This is a genomic window from Streptomyces sp. NPDC030809 (assembly GCF_055572195.1).
This window is the reverse complement of record NZ_JBVIDV010000037.1, coordinates 23,932-40,601: the sequence shown is the minus strand read 5'-3', so window position 1 is coordinate 40,601 and position 16,670 is coordinate 23,932. Positions and strand designations below refer to the sequence as shown.

Sequence of the window (16,670 nt, the reverse complement as noted above, 5' to 3'; positions counted from 1 at the left end):
CTGGGGTCATCGGGTTCCGGACCGCCGCACTGCGGTCCGGGGCCCGGTGTCCCCGACCCGCCCCAGACCTCGATGGAGGCTGATCCGTCATGTCCGCACCCCTCATCGGCAGCATCGCCCGCACCACCGAGCCCCGTGCCGTGCTGCGGCGCTTCCTGGCCCTCGACGCCGTCGTCACCACCGCCAACGGGCTGGCCTACGCGGCCTTCTCCGGGCCGCTCGGGCGGCTGCTCGGGGTCGGCCAGGGGCTGCTGCTGGAACTCGGCGTGTTCCTCGCCCTGTTCGGGGCCGGGGTCGGCTGGCTCGCCTCGCGGCCGCAGCCCCCCGTGTTCCCCGTGAAGCTCCTGATCGAGGCCAACACCGCCTGGGCGGTGCTGAGTCTGGCCGCCCTGTTCCTGTGGTTCTCCCCGACCGCCGCCGGGGCGGTGTGGATCCCGGCGCAGGCGGTCACGGTCGGCGGGTTCGCGCTGCTCCAGCACCTGGCCTTGCGGTCAACGGCCGAGTGAGCGCAGGTACTCCACCGTCGCCGGGTCGGCCGGCAGCATCGTCTCGATCGCCAGCTCGGCGACGGTCACGTCCATCGGGGTGTTGAAGGTCGAGATGGACGACACGAACGAGAGCACGTGCCCGTCGTGCTCGATGACCAGCGGCAGCGCGAAGTACGGCACGGGCTCCTCGGGCTCCGCGTCCCCCGGCCGGTCCGGTACCTCGTAGGCCGACACCTCCTCGTACAGTTCCCGCAGGGCCTCCGAGCGGGCCAGGGCGATCTGCCGCTCCATCTGGGCCAGCAGGTGGCCGCGCCACTCCTTGAGGTTGCGGATCTTCGGGGCCAGCCCCTCCGGGTGCAGGGTCAGCCGCATGGCGTTGAGCGGGGGTGCCAGCAGGTGTTCCGGCAGGCCGTCCACGAGCATCGCCACCCCGCGGTTCGCCGCGACCACGTGGTACGTCGCGTCCACCACCAGCGCCGGGTACGGCTCGTAGCCTGACAGCAGCCGCTCCAGCCCCTCCCGGAGCAGTTCCATCGAGGGGTCGGACAGCGGGGTCTCCGCGTAGTGCGGTGCGTAACCGGCCGCCAGCAGCAGGGCGTTGCGCTCCCGGACCGGGACGTCGAGGCGGTCGGCGAGCCGCAGCACCATCTCCTCGCTGGGCCGGGACCGGCCGGTCTCGATGAAGCTGATGTGCCGGGACGAGGACTCGGCGCGGTTCGCCAGCTCCAGCTGGCTGATCCCGCGCCGCTCCCGCCAGGTGCGCAGCAACTGCCCCACGGACACCGGTGACTTGAGGGTGGTCATGTACGCGACCCTACGCGAGGCCGGTCAGCCCACGTCGAAGACGTTCCGCAGGCCGAGACGGTGCCGCAGCCGGTCGTGCCGGCGCAGCGGCTCCAGCTCGGGCGGCCGGTACATCGGGACCACCCTGCACCGCTCCGCCACCGAGCCGTCCCGGTCCAGAAGGGCGTTGACCGCGGCGCGGGCCGAGGCGTTCGCGCCCTCCATCGTGGCGAGGTCGATGTCCACCGCCACGTAGTCCCCGCACAGGTGGAAGTTCGGGATCCGGGTTTGCGCGCTGGGCCGGTTGCGGAGGGTGCCCACCGGATGGATGAGCAGCTCGTCCTGGTTCACCGGCTCGGGGGTGCCCAGGCCGTCCACCCCCGGGTCCAGGTGCCAGGAGTGCAGCGCACCGTCCCGCAGCGCCGTGCGGCCAGAGTCGTTGAGCGCGGCCTTCAGCTGGGCCCACACCTCGCGCGCCACCTCCTCGCGGGTGCACTGCTTGGCCGTCTTCCCGTACAGGATCCCGGGCTTGTCCCACTCGGAGATGTCCACGGACAGGCAGTCCACGGCCGAGCCGTCGCCGTAGTCCGCCGGGAAGTCCCGGGCCGGCCAGTGCTCGGCCTGCTGGATCGCCGTCAACGACCACGGCGAGTCGATGCAGTTGAGGTGGCCGTGGACCAGCGGGGCGCGCTCGGTCAGGTAGAACTGGATGCCGGTCATCCAGTCCGTCTGCAGCCGGTCGCAGCGGCCCAGCATCGGGTCGGCGGCGCGCAGCGCGGGCCCCCAGGTGCGGCGCGCGTGTTCCACCGGCAGGGCGCTCACGTAGTGGTCGGCGGTGACGGTCTGCACCGTTCCGGCGGGGTCCGCCACGGTGACCCCGCTGACCCGGCCGTCCCCGTACCGGACCTCGCGCACCGTCCAGCCGATCCTGAACTCCACGCCCAGGGAGCGCAGATGGGTCTCCCAGGGGCCGATCCAGGCCTCGTTCGTCGGCAGGTTCAGGATCCGGTCCGGCGGGCCGTCCGCGCCGCGGCCCAGCAGGTTGAAGACGAAGGCCTCGCCGAGGGTCCCGACGGTGCGCGTCGAGGCCTCCTCGGCCTTGGTCGCCACGATATTGCGCGTCACGCCGACCGCCAGGATCCGCTGGTACTCGTACGACATCTGCGCTGCCCGGGTGAACTCCCACCAGGGGGTGTGCTCCCACACCTCCTCGCGCCGCTCGTCGCAGCTGGTCGCGAACACGAGGGCGCGCTCGACGAAGTACGCCGTCTCGTGCAGAGGCAGTCGGCAGAAGGTCTGGAGCAGGCCCGTGAGGGCCCGGCGCAGCTCGTCCGGGCCGAGTGCGGCCGGCCGGTCGCCCGGCCAGGGGATCGGGCCGCGCAGGTCCTCGCGGCCCCCGCTGCGGGCGAACATCATCTCGGGTGGGGCGACCAGGTTGTCCCAGACCCCGTTCGCGTTGCCCGGGAACGGGATCCGCCGCATCGTGTCCGGCAGGTTGTGGTAGATCCCGGGGATGAAGCGGAAGCCGTGCTCGGCGGGCAGCGGCCGCCGGCCCCCGCGGGCACTGCCGGGCACGTCCATGCTGCGCGCCTTGCCGCCCAGGGCCCGCCGCTCGTACACCGTCACCGCGTAGCCGCGTTCGGCCAGTTCGTGGGCGGCGGTGAGGCCGGCCACCCCGCCGCCGAGCACCGCCACCCGGCGGCCGGCGCCCGCTCCGGCCCCCGGCGCAGCGGCCGGGTGCCCGGCGGCCGCCGAGCGGCCGGTGAGGGCGCCGGCGGCGGCCGTGCCCGCTGCCACACCCGTCATGAACGTGCGTCTCGTCGCCATGGACCATCCCCTACTACCGCCGGTAACAGTCGCGTCCGGCGCAGGAGCATAGGAGCGGCCCCCGCAGCACGGAAGGCACGCGCGGAACCCGCCGCACTTATGGCGCGAAAGCTCCCCCGGCCCCGGCGTGTGGCACGCTGAGTCCCCACCGGTCACGGAAGGAGACGTACATGGCCTTGGAGCCGCTGTCCCAGAAGGAGATCGAGGACCGGCTGCGGGAGCTCCCCGGCTGGTCGCAGGAGGGCGACCGGATCGCCCGTACGTACCAGCTCGACAGCCATTTCGCCGCAGCGGCCCTGGTGGTGGGGATCGCCGCCGTCCAGGACGAACTCGACCACCACTCCGACCTCACCCTCGGCTACCACTCGGTGCGCCTCACGGTGAACACGCACGCCGCCGGCGGGGCCGTCACCGCCCAGGACTTCGCCCTCGCCGAACGCCTGGAGGCGCTCGCCCCCGGTCACGGCGCCCGCTGACGGCGAAGCCCCTTCCGGCCTCGCGGCTGCGGGACCGAACGGGGCGCCCGGCAGTCCCGCGGCCCGCCTCAGGCCCGGGGCTGCCAGGCGCCCGCCGCCGCGGCCGCGCGGGCGTACTCGGCGAAAGTGCGCGGGTCCCGGCCCAGGGCCTTCTTCACCCCGTCCGTCACCGGGGAGTTGTGGCCGTCGAGCAGCTGGGTGAACAGCGCCGCGAGGAACCCGGCCTCCTCCGCAGGGACCCCGAACTCCGTGAGCAGGGCCGCGTATTCGGGGCCCGACACCGGCACGTACCGGACCTCGCGGCCGACCGCCCGACCGATCTCCGCCATCGCCTCCGCGAACGTGAGCGACTGCGGCCCGGTGACCTCGTGCACGACCCCGGTCCGCGCCTGCCCGGTCAGTGCGGCCACCAGCACGTCGGCCAGGTCGTCCGCGAGGATGAACGGCTCGGCCACCTCCCCCGCGGGGAAGGGGAATTCGCCGGCGAGCACGCCCTCCACGAACAGCCCCTCGCTGAAGTTCTCGGCGAAGAAGCTCGCCCGTACCACCGTCACCTCGGCCCCGGCCGCACCCAGCGCCCGTTCGGCCGCCTCCGCCTCCGGCTCCCCGCGGCCCGACAGCAGCACCAGCCGCACCCCGTGCGCCGCGGCCAGTCGGCCGAACTCCGCCAGCGCGGGCTCCGCGGTCGGGGCCGCCAGGTCCGGGAAGTACGCCACGTACGCCCGGTCCGCGCCCGCCAGGGCCGGCTCCCAGGTCGCCTGGTCCGCCCAGTCGAAGCGCCATTCCCCGGTCCGGGAGCCGGCCCGCACGGTGTGTCCGAGGGCGGTCAGGCGCTCCGCCACGCGGCGCCCGGTCTTGCCCGTCGCCGCCGTCACCAGGACCGTCCCGGGCTGCGCGGTCGGGTGGCTGCTGTGTTCCGTCGTCTGCGTCATGTGCCCAGCTTGGCCGCTGCCCGCTGGACGATCCATGTCCGAAAGGCTCGTTCACATGTCCGGGCGTCCACGGGCGGACCGAGGTTTACGCTCGATGGCATGGACGCGTTGACTGGACTGCTGAACGGCCCGCGCGCACAAGGCGCTTCGGTGCTGCGCCTGGTCATGCAGGCGCCGTGGTCCCTGCGGATCGAGGACCGGGCCCCGCTCTGCCTGATGCTCGTACGGCGCGGCGAGGCGTGGATCGAGCCGGAGGACGGCCCGCCGGTCCGGCTGGCCCCGGGAGACGTGGCCGTCGCCCGCGGGCCCGCCCCGTACACCGTGGCCGACCGGCCCGGCCGCCCGCCCCGGGTGATCGTCGACGCCGCGGGGGACTGCCGGGATCCGCAGGGGCGGCCGCTCGGATCCGTCATGCACCTCGGCGTCCGCACCTGGGGGGACCGCCCCGACGGGGACACGGCCCTGGTGGTCGGCACGTACCGGATGGAGGGCGAGATCGGGGCGCGCCTGCTGGCGGCCCTGCCTCCACTGCTGGCCCTGCCGGCCGGGCTCGCCGACTGCCCCTTCGGGCCGCTGCTCGACGCGGAGACCGCCAAGGAGCAGCCGGGGCAGGAGGTCGTGCTCGACCGGCTGCTCGACCTGATGCTCATCGACGTGCTGCGGACCTGGTTCTCCCGTCCGGAGGCCGAACCTCCGGGCTGGTACCGGGCGTTGGGGGATCCCGTGATCGGCGGCGCACTGCGGCTGCTCCAGGACCAGCCGCAGCGGCCGTGGACCGTGGCCTCGCTGGCCGCGGCCGTCGGGGTGTCCCGCGCGGCCTTCGCCCGCCGCTTCACCGAGCTGGTGGGAGAGCCGCCGATGGCCTATCTGACCGGCTGGCGGCTCTCCTTGGCGGCGGACCTGCTGCGGGACACCGACGACACGGTGGAGGCGGTGGCCCGCAAGGTCGGCTACAGCGGGTCGTTCGCGCTGAGTTCGGCCTTCAAGCGGGTACGGGGGATCAGCCCGAGCGCGCACCGGGCAAGCGCCTGAAGCCCGTTCGCCCCTTCGCCGCGCGTCCGCTCATCCGCTCATCCGGGCAGCCGGGCAGCCGGGCGGTCAGCGTCCGAGGCGCCGGAGCCGGCCGGGCAGGCCCGGCGGCAGGGCGGCCCGGACGAGCCGGACCGCCCTGCGCCGCGCCCGTGACCTTCAATTCCAGTCGAAGCCGTCCGGGTCCGGGCCGATCCGGGTGCCGGTGTCGAGCGTGGCGAGGGCCGCGAGGTCGGAGGCGTCCAGCTCGAAGCCGAACACGTCGATGTTCTCGCGGATCCGGGCCGGGGTGACCGACTTGGGGATCGCGATGTTGCCGAGCTGGAGGTGCCAGCGCAGGACGACCTGCGCGGCGCTGCGGCCGTGCTTCTCGGCGGCCGCCAGGACGGCCGGGGCGGTCAGCAGGTCCTTGCCCTGGCCCAGCGGGGACCAGGCCATGGTGGCGATGCCGTGCTGCCGGTGGAAGGCGCGCAGCTCGGGCTGGGCCAGGAACGGGTGCAGCTCGACCTGGTTGACCGCCGGGACGAGGTCGCTCCCGTCGAGCAGCCGCTGCAGGTGGGCGGGCTTGAAGTTGGAGACGCCGACGGCCTTCGCCCGGCCGCTCGCGGCGATCTCCTCGAAGGCCTTCCAGATGGCCGGGTAGTCCCCGCGCATCGGGCGCGGCCAGTGGATCAGGTACAGGTCCACGTAGTCGAGGCCGAGCCGGGCCAGCGAGGCGTCGAACTCGCGCAGGACGTTGTCCCGGCCCCAGCTCTCGTTCCCGCTGTTCCACAGCTTGGTGGTGACGAACAGCTCCTCGCGGGGCAGGCCGGAGGCGGCGATGGCGCGGCCGGTGCCGGTCTCGTTCTCGTAGACGGCCGCCGTGTCGATGCTGCGGTAGCCGGCCTCCAGGGCGGCCCCGACGGCGGCGGCCGCCTCGTCGTCCGGCACCTGCCAGACGCCGTAGCCGAGCTGGGGCATCAGCGTGCCGTTGTTGAGCTTGATGGTGGGGACCTGGTTCACAGTCGGGCCGTTCCCTCGCGTCGTCCTGCACGTACGAGGGCGGCAACCGGCCATCGGACGGTCGTATTCCCGCCACTGTGCGCCGCCCGGTCCCTGCCGGCCGCGGACCTCCTGCCGGCCGCCGGGCCCCTCGCGCCGCCCCGCCGCACCGCACCGCGAAGCCTCACCCGCCGGGCCGCGGGCCCCTCACCCCGCCGCCCGGCCCAGGTACGCCTCCCGTACCGCCCGGTCGGCGCGGACCTCGGCCGGGGTGCCCTCGGCGAGGACGCGTCCCAGGTCGAGGACGAGGACCCGGGCGCACAGCTCCATGACGAAGGCCACGTTGTGCTCGACGAGCAGGACCGCGCAACCCTGCTCCGCGGCCAGCCCGCGCACCACGCCCGCCAGGAGGGCCCGCTCGGGCGCGGACATGCCCGAGGCCGGCTCGTCGAGCAGCAGGACCCGCGGCGGATCGGCCAGGGCCCGGGCCAGCTCCACCATCCGGCCCTGCCCCACCGGCAGCCCGGCCGCGTACGTGTCGGCCAGCGCGGTCAGCCCGCACTCCGCCAGCACCGCCGCCGCCCGCTCGCGCGCGGCGGACCGCCGGGCCGCGCCCCCGCCCCGCCACTCCTGGGCGACCAGCAGGTTCTCGGCCACCGTGAGCTGGCCGAAGAGCTGCTGCCGCTGGAAGGTGCGGCGCAGCCCGCGCCGGGCCCGCCACACGGGGGAGCGGCGGGTGGCGTCCTCCCCGTCCAGCAGCACCTGCCCGCGGTCGGGGCGGCGGATCCCGGACACGACGTCGAACAGCGTCGTCTTGCCCGCCCCGTTCGGCCCGATCAGCCCGCACACCTCGCCCGGCCGCACGGCCAGCGACACGTCCGCCAGGGCCTGCACCCCGCCGAACCGGACCCCCACCCCGTGCACCTCCAGCGCCGGGCTCATCCGGAGATCCCGAGGTAGGCCTCCGCCAGCCGGTCCGCCCGCACCTGCGCGCGCGGCCCGCACCAGGTCACCCGTCCGTCGGCCAGGTACGCCACCGTGTCCGCCACCCCCAGGACCTCGGCCGCCCTCTCCTCCACCAGCAGCAGGGCGCAGCCGGCCGCGCGCAGCTCGCTCAGCAGCCCGTACACCTCCTCCGCCACCCGCGGGGCCAGCCCCAGGGAGGGCTCGTCCGCGATCAGCACCGCGGGCGGGCGCTGGAGCAGCGGGGCCAGGGCGAGCAGCTGCTGCTCGCCGCCGGACAGCGAGCCGGCCGGCAGCGCCCGCCGCTCGGCCAGCCGCGGGAACCGGGTGCAGACGGCCTCCCGGTCGGCGCCGTCCGGCAGGTGCAGGGCGAGGTTCTCGGCCACGCTCAGCCCGGGGAACACGCCCCGGCCCTCGGGGGCGAGGAGCACCCCGCCGCGGGCCCGCGCCACCGGGCCCTGCCCCGTCCGGTTCCGGCCGGCCACCCGGACCTCGCCGCGGTCGGCGGCGAGGACCCCGGCGGCGACCCGGCACAGGGTGGTCTTCCCGGCGCCGTTGTGCCCGAGCAGCGCGAGGATCTCCCCGGGCCGCACCCGCAGGTCCACCCCGCGCAGCACGCTCCCGCCCTCGTACCCGGCCCACACCCCGGCCAGCTCCAGCGCGGCCGGCACCCCGCCGGTGCCGCCGGACCCGCCTCCCGCGGCGGGAGCGGGCGCAGGGGCCGGATCCGGTACGCGACCCTGCACCGGGACGGGACCGGGCGCGGGTACGCGATCCTGCGCGGGTACGGGATCGGACGCGGGCAGGGGATCCGGCACGGGCAGCGCACCCCGCCCCGGTACGGGACGAGACGCAGGTACGGGACCGGTCGCCGGCGCGGGACCGGTCCCCGGCGCGGGACCGGTCCCCGGCGCGGGACCGGTCCCCGGTGCGGGATCCGGCGCGGGGAGGGGCACGTGCGCCGGTACCGGACCCTGCGCCGAGACGGAATCCGCCCCCGCCGGGTCCGGCCCCGCCGCGGCCGCCCCCGCCGCGGCGGCCGCCGTCCGGCGGCGCGCCCAGCGTCGGGGCAGGGCCGCGCAGTAGCCGTCCGGGTCGTTGGCCAGGGCCAGTCCGGCCAGGCCGAACAGCAGCACCGGCAGGTGCGCGGACTCGGTGAGGTACCGGGAGAGCAGTGGGGGCGCGGCGGCGTACACCAGCCCCGCCACCACCGCGTACTGCGGCCTGCGCACCCCGGCCGCGACCACCACCGCCAGCCACACCAGGCCGGTCATAGCGGTGAAGTCGGTGGCGGTGATCCGGGTGCCGAAGGAGGCGTACACCACCCCGCCGAAGCCGGCCAGCCCGGCGGAGAGCGTGAACAGCAGGAGCTTCGTCCGGACCACGGACACCCCGGAGGCGGTCGCGGCCGCCGGGGCCGAGCGCACCGCGAGCATGGCCCGTCCGGTGGGGGAGCGGCGCAGCCGCTCCAGGGCGGCGGCCACCGCCACGGTCAGCAGCAGGGCGGCCAGCCCGAAGGCCCGGTCGTCGGAGAGGTCCAGCGGTCCCAGCACCGGGCGCGGGACCGGCCAGCCCAGGTCGCCGTTGCGCAGCGGGCCGAGCTGGAACAGCACCTGGTCGGCGAGGAAGGCGAGGGCCAGGGTGGCGAGCGCCAGCGAGCGGCCGCCCAGCCGCAGCGCGGGCAGCGCCGCCAGCGCCCCCAGCAGGGCCGCCGCGCAGGTCCCGGCGGCCGCCGCCGCCAGGAAGGGCCACCCGCGGCTCATCAGCAGCCCCGCCACGAGGGCCGCGCCGGTCACGAAGGTGGCCTGGGCCAGCGAGACCATCGCGCCGAGCCCGGTCACGACCGTGAAGGACATGAACACCAGGGCCAGCGCCAGCCCCTGGGCCAGCACCCCGCTCCAGAAGGGGGTGGTGACGGTGTAGAACGCGGTGCCGAGCAGGACCGCCCCGGCCGCCCACGGGCCCCAGCGCCGTACGGCCGGCAGCCGGTCCGGATGGCCCGCGGGCGGCGGGGCCTCGGCCGCCGCCGTGCCCGCCGTGCGCTGCCTCCGGGTCAGGACCAGCAGCCCGGCGAAGAGGATGAGGAAGGGCACGGCCGTGCGGAAGCCGGTGATCCGCTCGGCGAAGGAGGCGTACCCGGCGACCAGGTTCTGCAGCACGCCCAGGGCCAGCCCGCCGGCGAAGGCCAGCGGCACCGAGACGAACCGCCCGAGCGCCGCCGCCGTGGCCGACACGAACAGGAAGAGGGTGAAGTCGTGGGCGGACAGGCCGAGGAGGGGAGTGGCGAGCACCCCTGCCAGCCCGGCCAGGCCGGAGGCCAGCATCCACGCCACCGAGGACAGCCGGTCCGCGCTGATCCCGCGCAGCTCGGTCAGCGGGCGGTCGTCCACCGCGGCGCGCAGCCGGAGCCCCAGCCGGGTGTGCCGCATCAGCACCCACAGCCCCACCGCGACCAGGGCCGTGGCCACCCACGTGATCAGCTGGTCGGAGTCGATGCCCGCGCCGCCCGGAAGCCGCCAGGAGACCGCGGGGCTGGGCCCGGCCCCCGGCAGGCCGAAGACGTTCTCCGCGGGCGCCACCGGGGCCCCCGCGTCCGCCAGCAGTTCCACCGCCCACAGCCCGGCCGCAGGCAGCGCCACCAGCAGGCCGATGGTGGCGGTGATCTGCGCGGCCTCCCCGACCCGTGCCAGCCGCCGGAACATCAGGCGGTCGAGCGCCCAGCCGAGGGCGGGGGCGAGGAGGAGGACCACGGCCAGGGCGGCCGGCACCCCGGGCCAGCCCAGGCCGGAGCGCAGTTCGTGGAAGGCCAGCGCGCACAGGTAGGCGGTGGCCCCGTGCGCGAAGTTGAACAGCCCGGAGGCGGAGTACGACAGCACCAGGCCGGTGGCCAGCAGGGCGTACAGCGCACCGGAGACCAGACCGCTGAGGACGAAGACCGGCAGATCGGCCATGACCGGGACCGGGGCCGCTACTTGAAGGGCACCGGCGGGTGGCAGGCGAAGGGCACCGCGACCTCGTACCGGCCGGCCTTCAGCTGCACCAGGGCCCCGCAGCCGAAGCTCTCCTTCTGCCCCTTCGGCTCGCTGCGGTCGCCGACGAGGGTGTTGGTGTCGGAGAACCCGGCCGCCGCGGCCTGGAAGGACTCGGGGGTGAGGTCGCGGCCCGCCTTCTGCGCGATGGCGAGGAACAGGTCGGCGGACATGTAGCCGGTCAACATGTGCATGTTCAGGGGCACTTCCTTGCCGCCGGCGGCCTTCCGGATGTCCGACTTGAACTGCGCCATGTTCGGGTCCTCCGATTCGAAGGGCCGGAACTGGAGCAGTACGTACACCCCGTCGAGCGCCTTGCGGGTGGCCTCCTGGGCCAGCAGTCCGGGGTCGTAGTCGGTGGGGTCGGTGAGCACACCCGGGTAGCCGCTGCGCTTGAGGGCGGTGAACAGGCCGATGTTGTTGGGCGTCTGCATCACCGAGACCACCGCGTCCGGGGCCTTGCCGCCGTTGCTGCGCAGGATGTCCTTCGTGTACGCCGACCAGTCGCTGGGCACGGCGGTCGCGGGCACCGAGGGCTTGGCGTACGTGACCGTGAACCCGGCCGTGGCGAAGCCCTGGCGGAAGGTGCGGATGCCGAACCTGCCCGCGTCGCTGTCGTTGGCGATCAGGGCGACGGTCTTGCCCCTGCTGCCGCCGAGGACCTTCGCCAGGCCCTCGGGCCAGGTCTGGTTGAGGCTGCCGCCGGGCATCGGGACCAGGCAGCCGTTGAAGCCGTACAGGTACTTCGGGCCGCAGAAGGACGGCAGGGTGCCCCAACCGAAGGTGGGCACCTTCGACTGGTCCAGGAAGGCGGAGCCGGAGAAGGTCACCGAGCTCATCGGCGCCACGGCGAACACCTTGTCCTGCTGGACCAGTTTGCGCGCGGCGGCCATGTTGCGGCCGGGGTCCTGCCCGTCGTCCTCGGCACCCAGGTACTCGATCCTGCGGCCGTGGACCCCGCCCTCGGCGTTGGCCCTCAGGTAGCGGGCCCGGGCCCCGAGGTCGGTGTCCTTCTTGCTGTAGCCGCCCGCGCTGGTCATGGAGACGATGCCGCCCACCCGGATCGCCCCGGCGCTGACGCCCCGTACCGCAGCGCCGGGCTTCGACTCCCCGTTCTCCGCGGTGCCGTCGGCGGCGGAATTGCAGGCGGACACGAGGAACAGGGCGGCGGCTGCGGCGGCGAGCGCGCGGGTGGATCGCGACATGGGCTCAGGTCCCTCCGGTCGGAATTCCCGCATTCTGGGCGGAACCTGATGAGGCGTCAATTGTCGTGCCGGTGTGAAATGACGATCCGTCAGCTCATGGAAGGCGGTTCGGTGACGCCCGCTCACTGCCGGTACAGCGCGGCCACCTCCGCGGCGAAGGCCTTCTCGATCGCCCGCCGCTTCAGCTTGAGCGAAGGGGTCAGCAGCCCCCGCTCCTCCGTGAACGGCTCCGCCAGCACCCGGAAGGTCCGGATCGCCTCCGCGTGCGAGACCAGGCTGTTCGCCGCGACCACCGCCCGCCGGACCTCCGCCGTCAGCTCCGGGTCCTGCACCAGCTCCAGCGGGTCCATCGCCGCCCGCCCGCGCATCGACAGCCAGTGCGCCACCCCCTCGGGATCCAGCGTGAGCAGTGCCGCGACGTACGGGCGGTCGTTGCCGAGCACGATGCACTGGGACACCAGCGGGTGCGAGCGGACCCGTTCCTCCAGGGCGGCCGGGGCGACGCTCTTGCCGTTGGAGGTCACGAGGATCTCCTTCTTCCGGCCGGTGATCGTCAGATAGCCGTCCTCGTCGAGCCGCCCGAGGTCCCCGGTCGCCAGCCAGCCGTCCTGCAGCACCGCCCCGGTGGCCCGCGGATCGTTGAGGTACCCGGCGAACACGTGCGGCCCGTGCAACCAGACCTCCCCGTCCGCCGCGATGTGCACCGTGGTCCCGGGGATGGGCAGCCCCACCGTGCCGTACTTGGTCGCCCCCGGCGGGTTCGCGGTGGCCGCCGCGCAGGACTCGGTCAGCCCGTACCCCTCGAACACGGTGATCCCCGCGCCCTCGAAGAACAGCCCCAGCTGCCGGGACATCGCCGAGCCCCCGGACATCGCGTGCCGCACCCGGCCGCCCAGCGCCTCCCGCACCTTGCCGTAGACCAGCTTCTCGAACAGCTGGTGCTGCACCCGGATCGCGGCGGAGGGCCCCGGCCCGGTCCCGAAGTGCTTCTGCTCCCGCGCCTCGGCGTACCGTACGGCGGTCTCCACGGCCCGCTCGAAGGGGCCGGTCCGGCCCTCCGCCTCCGCCGTGCGCCGCGCCGCCGCGAACACCTTCTCGAACACGTGCGGCACGGCCAGCACGAACGTGGGCCGGAACGCCGCCAGATCGGGCAGCAGCTGGTCCGCGGCCAGCACCGGCTGGTGCCCCAGCTTGACCCGGGCCCGTACGGCCGCCACTTCGACCATCCGCCCGAAGACGTGGGCGAGCGGCAGGAAGAGCAGGGTGGACGGCTCGTCCTCGGGCCGCGACCGGAACACCGGCTCCCAGCGGGCCACCATCGTGTCCGTCTCGTACATGAAGTTCGCGTGGGTGAGCACGCAGCCCTTGGGGCGGCCAGTGGTCCCCGAGGTGTAGATGACGGTGGCCACCGAATCGGGGGTCACCGCCCGGCGGTGCCGGTGCACCACGCTCTCCGCCATCCCGGCCCCGGCGGCCGTCAGCTCCGCCAGTGCCCCCGCGTCCAGCTGCCACAGCCTGGCCAGCCGCGGCAGCCGGTCGACGACGGAGCCCACGGTCATCGCCTGGTCCTCGTTCTCGACCACGCAGCCGGTCACGCCGGCGTCGTGCAGCATCCACCAGACCTGGTCCGCGGAGGAGGTGGGGTACACCGGCACGGGCTGGGCCCCCACCGACCACAGGGCGAAGTCGAAGAGGGTCCACTCGTACCGGGTACGGGACATGACGGCCACCCGGTCGCCGAACCGGACGCCCTGCGCCAGCAGCCCCTTGGCCAGGGCCAGCACCTCGTCGCGGAACCGCGCCGAGGTCACCTCGACCCAGACCCCGTCCTGCTTGCGGCCGAACGCCACCCGGTCCGGATCCTCCAGCGCGTGGTCGAACACCGCATCGGCCAGCCCGCCGGACGGCGCGGCCGTCACCACCGGAGGCACCGTGAACTCGCGCCGGGGCACCGTGAACTCGCGCAAGGGACCGCTCCTTCCGACCGCTCCTCTCCGCACAGCGCCGTGACGCTACCCCACCCCGGGCCACGGCGGGAGGCAGTCGGAAGATCCGTTGCGAAGCCCTCACCCAGGGCGGCGACCGGGACATCGGCACTGGTCAGGAGTCTGCCGCCGGTTGCTGATGAACGTCCGCGGGATCCCTGCGCGGCGCACCCGGCCCGTCCCGGCGGGGCCACTTGGAAAGGAAGGCTGCGAAAAGACGGCCCCGGAGGCCGGTCCGGCCCGGCCGCGGCGGGCTCCGTTCACGCGGGCCGGCTCAGCGTGGCGGTGGGTGCGGTTGACGCGGGCCGGCTCGGCCGCCGCGGCGGGTTCCGTTCACGCGGGTCGGCTCAGCGTGGCGGTGGGTGCGGTTGACGCGGGTCGGCTCAGCCGCCGTGGCGGGCTCCGTTTACGCGGGTCGGCTCAGCCGCCGCCCGCCCGCCAGGATCGCGGCCGCCAGGGCCTCCGCCGCCGGGGCCGCCGCCCGCGGGGTCCCCGCCCCCTGGAGCAGCGCGAACTCCACCCCGCCCAGATCCGGCAGCCCGGCCCGCTCCGAGACCCGCACCAGCCCCGGCGGGACCAGCCCCCGGGTGTGCGCCATCACGCCCAGCCCCGCCCGGGCCGCCGCGATCAGCCCGCTCAGGCTGCCGCTCGTGCACGCGATCCGCCAGGACCGCCCCTCCCGCTCCAGCACCTCCAGCGCCCGGGCCCTCGTGATGCCCGGCGGCGGGAAGACGATCAGCGGCACCGGCCGCTCGGGGTCCAGGCGCAGCCCCTCCGCGCCGATCCACACCATCCGGTCCCGCCACACCAGCCGCCCCCGGCGGTCCTGCGGCCCGCGCCGCTTGGCCAGCACCAGGTCCAGCCGGCCCGCGGCCAGCCGCTCGTGCAGGGTGCCCGACAGCTCCACCGACAGCTCCAAGTCCACCTCGGGATGGTCGTGCCGGAAGGCCTCCAGGATCTCCGGCAGCCGGGTGAGGACGAAGTCCTCGGAGGCGCCGAAGCGCAGCCGCCCCCGCAGCCGGGTCCCCGTGAACCAGGCCGTGGCCCGCTCGTGCGCGGCGAGGATGGTGCCCGCGAAGCCGAGCATCGCCTCCCCGTCCTCGGTCAGCGCCACGCTGTGCGTGTCCCGCGTGAAGAGCTGCCGGCCGGTGGCCTCTTCCAGCCGCCGTACGTGCTGGCTCACCGTGGACTGCCGCAGCCCCAGCCGCCGCGCGGCCTGGGTGAAGCTCAGCGTCTGGGCCACGGCGAGGAAGGTCCGCAGGTGCACGGGGTCGTACATGCGGCCAGCATACGAGCGCTCATCGCGAAACGTGATGGCAGTCAGCGCTGTGTGCGTGTTTCCCGATGACCGCTCCCGGGGTGACGATGGGGGCGACAGCGCGGCCCGCCCGGGGGCGCGGACCCCAGAGAGCAAGTGAGCGTTCCATGCCCCGCCTCCGCCTGCGCTTCCGCCTGCCCGCCGGGCTGCCGGTGGACCCGTACGTCCTGGCCCTCCTCGGCACCGTGGGCCTCGCCGCCCTGCTGCCCGCCCGCGGTACGGCCGCCGGGCTCGCGGAGGGGGCCGCCACGGGGGCCGTGGCCCTCCTCTTCTTCCTCTACGGGTCCCGGCTCTCGACCCGGGAGGCGCTCGACGGGCTGCGCCACTGGCGGCTGCACCTCGCCGTCCTCGCCGCCACCTTCGCGGTCTTCCCGGTCCTGGGGCTCGCGGCCCGCGGCCTGGTGCCGTACGTCCTGTCCCCGGACCTGTACCGCGGATTCCTCTTCCTCTGCCTGGTCCCCTCGACCATCCAGTCCTCGATCGCCTTCACGTCGATCGCCCGCGGAAACGTTCCCGCGGCCATCTGCGCCGGCTCCTTCTCCAGCCTCGCGGGCATCGTGCTCACCCCGCTGCTCGCCGCGCTGCTGCTCGGCGGCGCCGCGGGCGGCCTCTCCCTCGACTCCCTGCTGAAGATCGTCGTCCAGCTGCTCCTGCCCTTCCTCACGGGCCAGCTCCTGCGCCGCTGGACCGGCCCCTTCCTCACCCGCCACAAGAAGGTCCTCGGGTACGCCGACCGCGGCTCGATCCTCCTCGTGGTCTACAGCGCGTTCAGCGCGGGCATGGCCGCCGGGATCTGGCACCGGGTCGGCGCGGCCCGCCTGGGCGCGCTGTTCCTGACCGAGGCGGTACTGCTCGCCGTGATGCTCGCCCTGACCTCCTGGGGAGCCCGGCGGCTCGGCTTCGACCGGGCCGACCGGATCGCCATCCAGTTCGCCGGCTCGAAGAAGAGCCTGGCCGCCGGGCTGCCGATGGCCAGCGTGCTGTTCGGGGCCCAGGCGAGCCTGGCCGTGCTGCCGCTGATGCTCTTCCACCAGATGCAGCTGATGGTCTGCGCGGTGATGGCCCGCCGACGCGCGCAGGACCCGGCCCCCGACCCGGCCTCCGACCCGGCCTCCGCGCCGCCCGGGGATGTGGCGAAGCTCTCGGCCGCTGCCGGGCACCCCTGACCACCTGGACCGATAGCGTTCCGTGGTGACCTGGATACGGCCCACCGCGGCGCGCCCCTGCACCCTCGTCGTGTGCCGCGGCTGCTGCTGCGGCAACACCCGCAAACAACCCCGGAACCGACCACGCGTGGCAGCTGGAGCGGTTGCGCGCCGCCGCCGAGGAGTCCGGCGGGCGGTTCGCGGTCCGTACGTCCGACTGCCTCGGGCCGTGCGCCCAGGCGAACGTGATCGTCGTACAGCCCTCCACCGAAGGGCGGCAGCGCGGGGGCAGGGCGGTCTGGCTGGGCTGGGCCCTCGGCGACGACGCCACCGACGAGATCCTGGCCTGGGCCGAGGCCGGCGGACCGGGGATCAGTGCGCCACCGGCCGGCCTGGACCTCCAGCGCATCGAACCGCCTGCCGAGGCCCGGCCCGCGCGGGTCCGGCGGGGGCGCCGCTGAGCCGTCCTCCCGGGGGCGGGGGCCCTCGGCGGGCGGCCGCTCGGTTTG

Annotated in this window: 13 protein-coding genes and 1 pseudogene; 5 read left to right on the top strand and 9 right to left on the bottom strand. The window is 74.9% G+C overall.

Annotated features, from left to right (window positions below; genetic code table 11):
* Nucleotides 1-89: 89 nt before the first annotated feature.
* Nucleotides 90-506, top strand: coding sequence for a hypothetical protein (locus ACZ407_RS33200; RefSeq protein ID WP_468134922.1), 417 nt, complete (start codon nt 90-92; stop codon nt 504-506).
* Here ACZ407_RS33200 and ACZ407_RS33195 read toward each other — a convergent pair.
* Both ACZ407_RS33195 and ACZ407_RS33190 read right to left on the bottom strand, forming a co-directional pair.
* Entirely contained in the window at nt 492-1,292 is an 801-nt protein-coding gene (locus ACZ407_RS33195) for a helix-turn-helix domain-containing protein (protein ID WP_468134920.1), read from the bottom strand. The genes ACZ407_RS33200 and ACZ407_RS33195 overlap by 15 nt on opposite strands.
* A gap of 24 nt (nt 1,293-1,316) precedes the next feature.
* On the bottom strand, nt 1,317-3,098 hold the full coding sequence (locus ACZ407_RS33190) for a hydroxysqualene dehydroxylase (protein ID WP_468134918.1): 1,782 nt from the start codon (nt 3,096-3,098) through the stop codon (nt 1,317-1,319).
* Between the two features lie 170 nt (nt 3,099-3,268).
* Between ACZ407_RS33190 and ACZ407_RS33185 the strand changes: the two genes are divergently transcribed.
* Nucleotides 3,269-3,574, top strand: coding sequence for a 4a-hydroxytetrahydrobiopterin dehydratase (locus tag ACZ407_RS33185; protein WP_468134916.1), 306 nt, complete (start codon nt 3,269-3,271; stop codon nt 3,572-3,574).
* A 68-nt stretch (nt 3,575-3,642) separates the two neighbouring features.
* Here the strand turns inward: ACZ407_RS33185 and ACZ407_RS33180 are convergent, their stop codons facing one another.
* Nucleotides 3,643-4,506 carry a Rossmann-fold NAD(P)-binding domain-containing protein gene (locus ACZ407_RS33180; RefSeq protein ID WP_468134914.1) on the bottom strand — a complete coding sequence of 288 codons (864 nt, stop codon included), beginning with the start codon at nt 4,504-4,506 and terminating at the stop codon, nt 3,643-3,645.
* 99 nt (nt 4,507-4,605) lie between these two features.
* On the opposite strand from ACZ407_RS33180, the gene ACZ407_RS33175 reads away from it, so the two are divergent.
* Complete coding sequence (locus tag ACZ407_RS33175; RefSeq protein WP_468134912.1) at nt 4,606-5,538, top strand: AraC family transcriptional regulator; 933 nt, start codon at nt 4,606-4,608, stop codon at nt 5,536-5,538.
* 156 nt (nt 5,539-5,694) lie between these two features.
* Here the strand turns inward: ACZ407_RS33175 and ACZ407_RS33170 are convergent, their stop codons facing one another.
* The 6 genes from ACZ407_RS33170 to ACZ407_RS33145 all read right to left on the bottom strand — a co-directional run bounded on the left by ACZ407_RS33170 (nt 5,695) and on the right by ACZ407_RS33145 (nt 14,977).
* The gene (locus ACZ407_RS33170; protein WP_468134910.1) at nt 5,695-6,537 is read right to left on the bottom strand and encodes an aldo/keto reductase; all 843 of its coding nucleotides are present in this window, start codon (nt 6,535-6,537) and stop codon (nt 5,695-5,697) included.
* Nucleotides 6,538-6,723: 186 nt separating this feature from the next.
* Nucleotides 6,724-7,458 carry an ABC transporter ATP-binding protein gene (locus tag ACZ407_RS33165; protein ID WP_468134908.1) on the bottom strand — a complete coding sequence of 245 codons (735 nt, stop codon included), beginning with the start codon at nt 7,456-7,458 and terminating at the stop codon, nt 6,724-6,726.
* Complete coding sequence (locus ACZ407_RS33160) at nt 7,455-10,430, bottom strand: ABC transporter permease subunit (protein ID WP_468134906.1); 2,976 nt, start codon at nt 10,428-10,430, stop codon at nt 7,455-7,457. The genes ACZ407_RS33165 and ACZ407_RS33160 overlap by 4 nt, the downstream gene beginning before the upstream one ends.
* Nucleotides 10,431-10,447: 17 nt before the next feature.
* On the bottom strand, nt 10,448-11,713 hold the full coding sequence (locus ACZ407_RS33155; protein WP_468134904.1) for an ABC transporter substrate-binding protein: 1,266 nt from the start codon (nt 11,711-11,713) through the stop codon (nt 10,448-10,450).
* Nucleotides 11,714-11,835: 122 nt separating this feature from the next.
* Nucleotides 11,836-13,632: an AMP-dependent synthetase/ligase gene (locus ACZ407_RS33150; RefSeq protein WP_468134952.1), complete on the bottom strand. Its 1,797-nt coding sequence runs from the start codon at nt 13,630-13,632 to the stop codon at nt 11,836-11,838.
* A gap of 472 nt (nt 13,633-14,104) precedes the next feature.
* Nucleotides 14,105-14,977 carry a LysR substrate-binding domain-containing protein gene (locus ACZ407_RS33145; protein WP_468134902.1) on the bottom strand — a complete coding sequence of 291 codons (873 nt, stop codon included), beginning with the start codon at nt 14,975-14,977 and terminating at the stop codon, nt 14,105-14,107.
* Nucleotides 14,978-15,123: 146 nt separating this feature from the next.
* Between ACZ407_RS33145 and ACZ407_RS33140 the strand changes: the two genes are divergently transcribed.
* Both ACZ407_RS33140 and ACZ407_RS33135 read left to right on the top strand, forming a co-directional pair.
* Complete coding sequence (locus ACZ407_RS33140) at nt 15,124-16,182, top strand: bile acid:sodium symporter family protein (RefSeq protein ID WP_468134900.1); 1,059 nt, start codon at nt 15,124-15,126, stop codon at nt 16,180-16,182.
* A gap of 25 nt (nt 16,183-16,207) precedes the next feature.
* Nucleotides 16,208-16,622, top strand: a pseudogene (locus ACZ407_RS33135) ((2Fe-2S) ferredoxin domain-containing protein).
* The last annotated feature ends 48 nt before the right edge of the window (nt 16,623-16,670 follow it).

Coding starts and splice junctions, on each gene's coding strand:
- ACZ407_RS33140 (WP_468134900.1), top strand. CDS start 15,124: ATGCCCCGCCTCCGCCTGCGCTTCCGCCTGCCCGCCGGGCTGCCGGTG.
- ACZ407_RS33185 (WP_468134916.1), top strand. CDS start 3,269: ATGGCCTTGGAGCCGCTGTCCCAGAAGGAGATCGAGGACCGGCTGCGG.
- ACZ407_RS33175 (WP_468134912.1), top strand. CDS start 4,606: ATGGACGCGTTGACTGGACTGCTGAACGGCCCGCGCGCACAAGGCGCT.
- ACZ407_RS33145 (WP_468134902.1), bottom strand. CDS start 14,977: ATGTACGACCCCGTGCACCTGCGGACCTTCCTCGCCGTGGCCCAGACG.
- ACZ407_RS33200 (WP_468134922.1), top strand. CDS start 90: ATGTCCGCACCCCTCATCGGCAGCATCGCCCGCACCACCGAGCCCCGT.
- ACZ407_RS33155 (WP_468134904.1), bottom strand. CDS start 11,713: ATGTCGCGATCCACCCGCGCGCTCGCCGCCGCAGCCGCCGCCCTGTTC.
- ACZ407_RS33165 (WP_468134908.1), bottom strand. CDS start 7,458: ATGAGCCCGGCGCTGGAGGTGCACGGGGTGGGGGTCCGGTTCGGCGGG.
- ACZ407_RS33160 (WP_468134906.1), bottom strand. CDS start 10,430: ATGGCCGATCTGCCGGTCTTCGTCCTCAGCGGTCTGGTCTCCGGTGCG.
- ACZ407_RS33190 (WP_468134918.1), bottom strand. CDS start 3,098: ATGGCGACGAGACGCACGTTCATGACGGGTGTGGCAGCGGGCACGGCC.
- ACZ407_RS33180 (WP_468134914.1), bottom strand. CDS start 4,506: ATGACGCAGACGACGGAACACAGCAGCCACCCGACCGCGCAGCCCGGG.
- ACZ407_RS33195 (WP_468134920.1), bottom strand. CDS start 1,292: ATGACCACCCTCAAGTCACCGGTGTCCGTGGGGCAGTTGCTGCGCACC.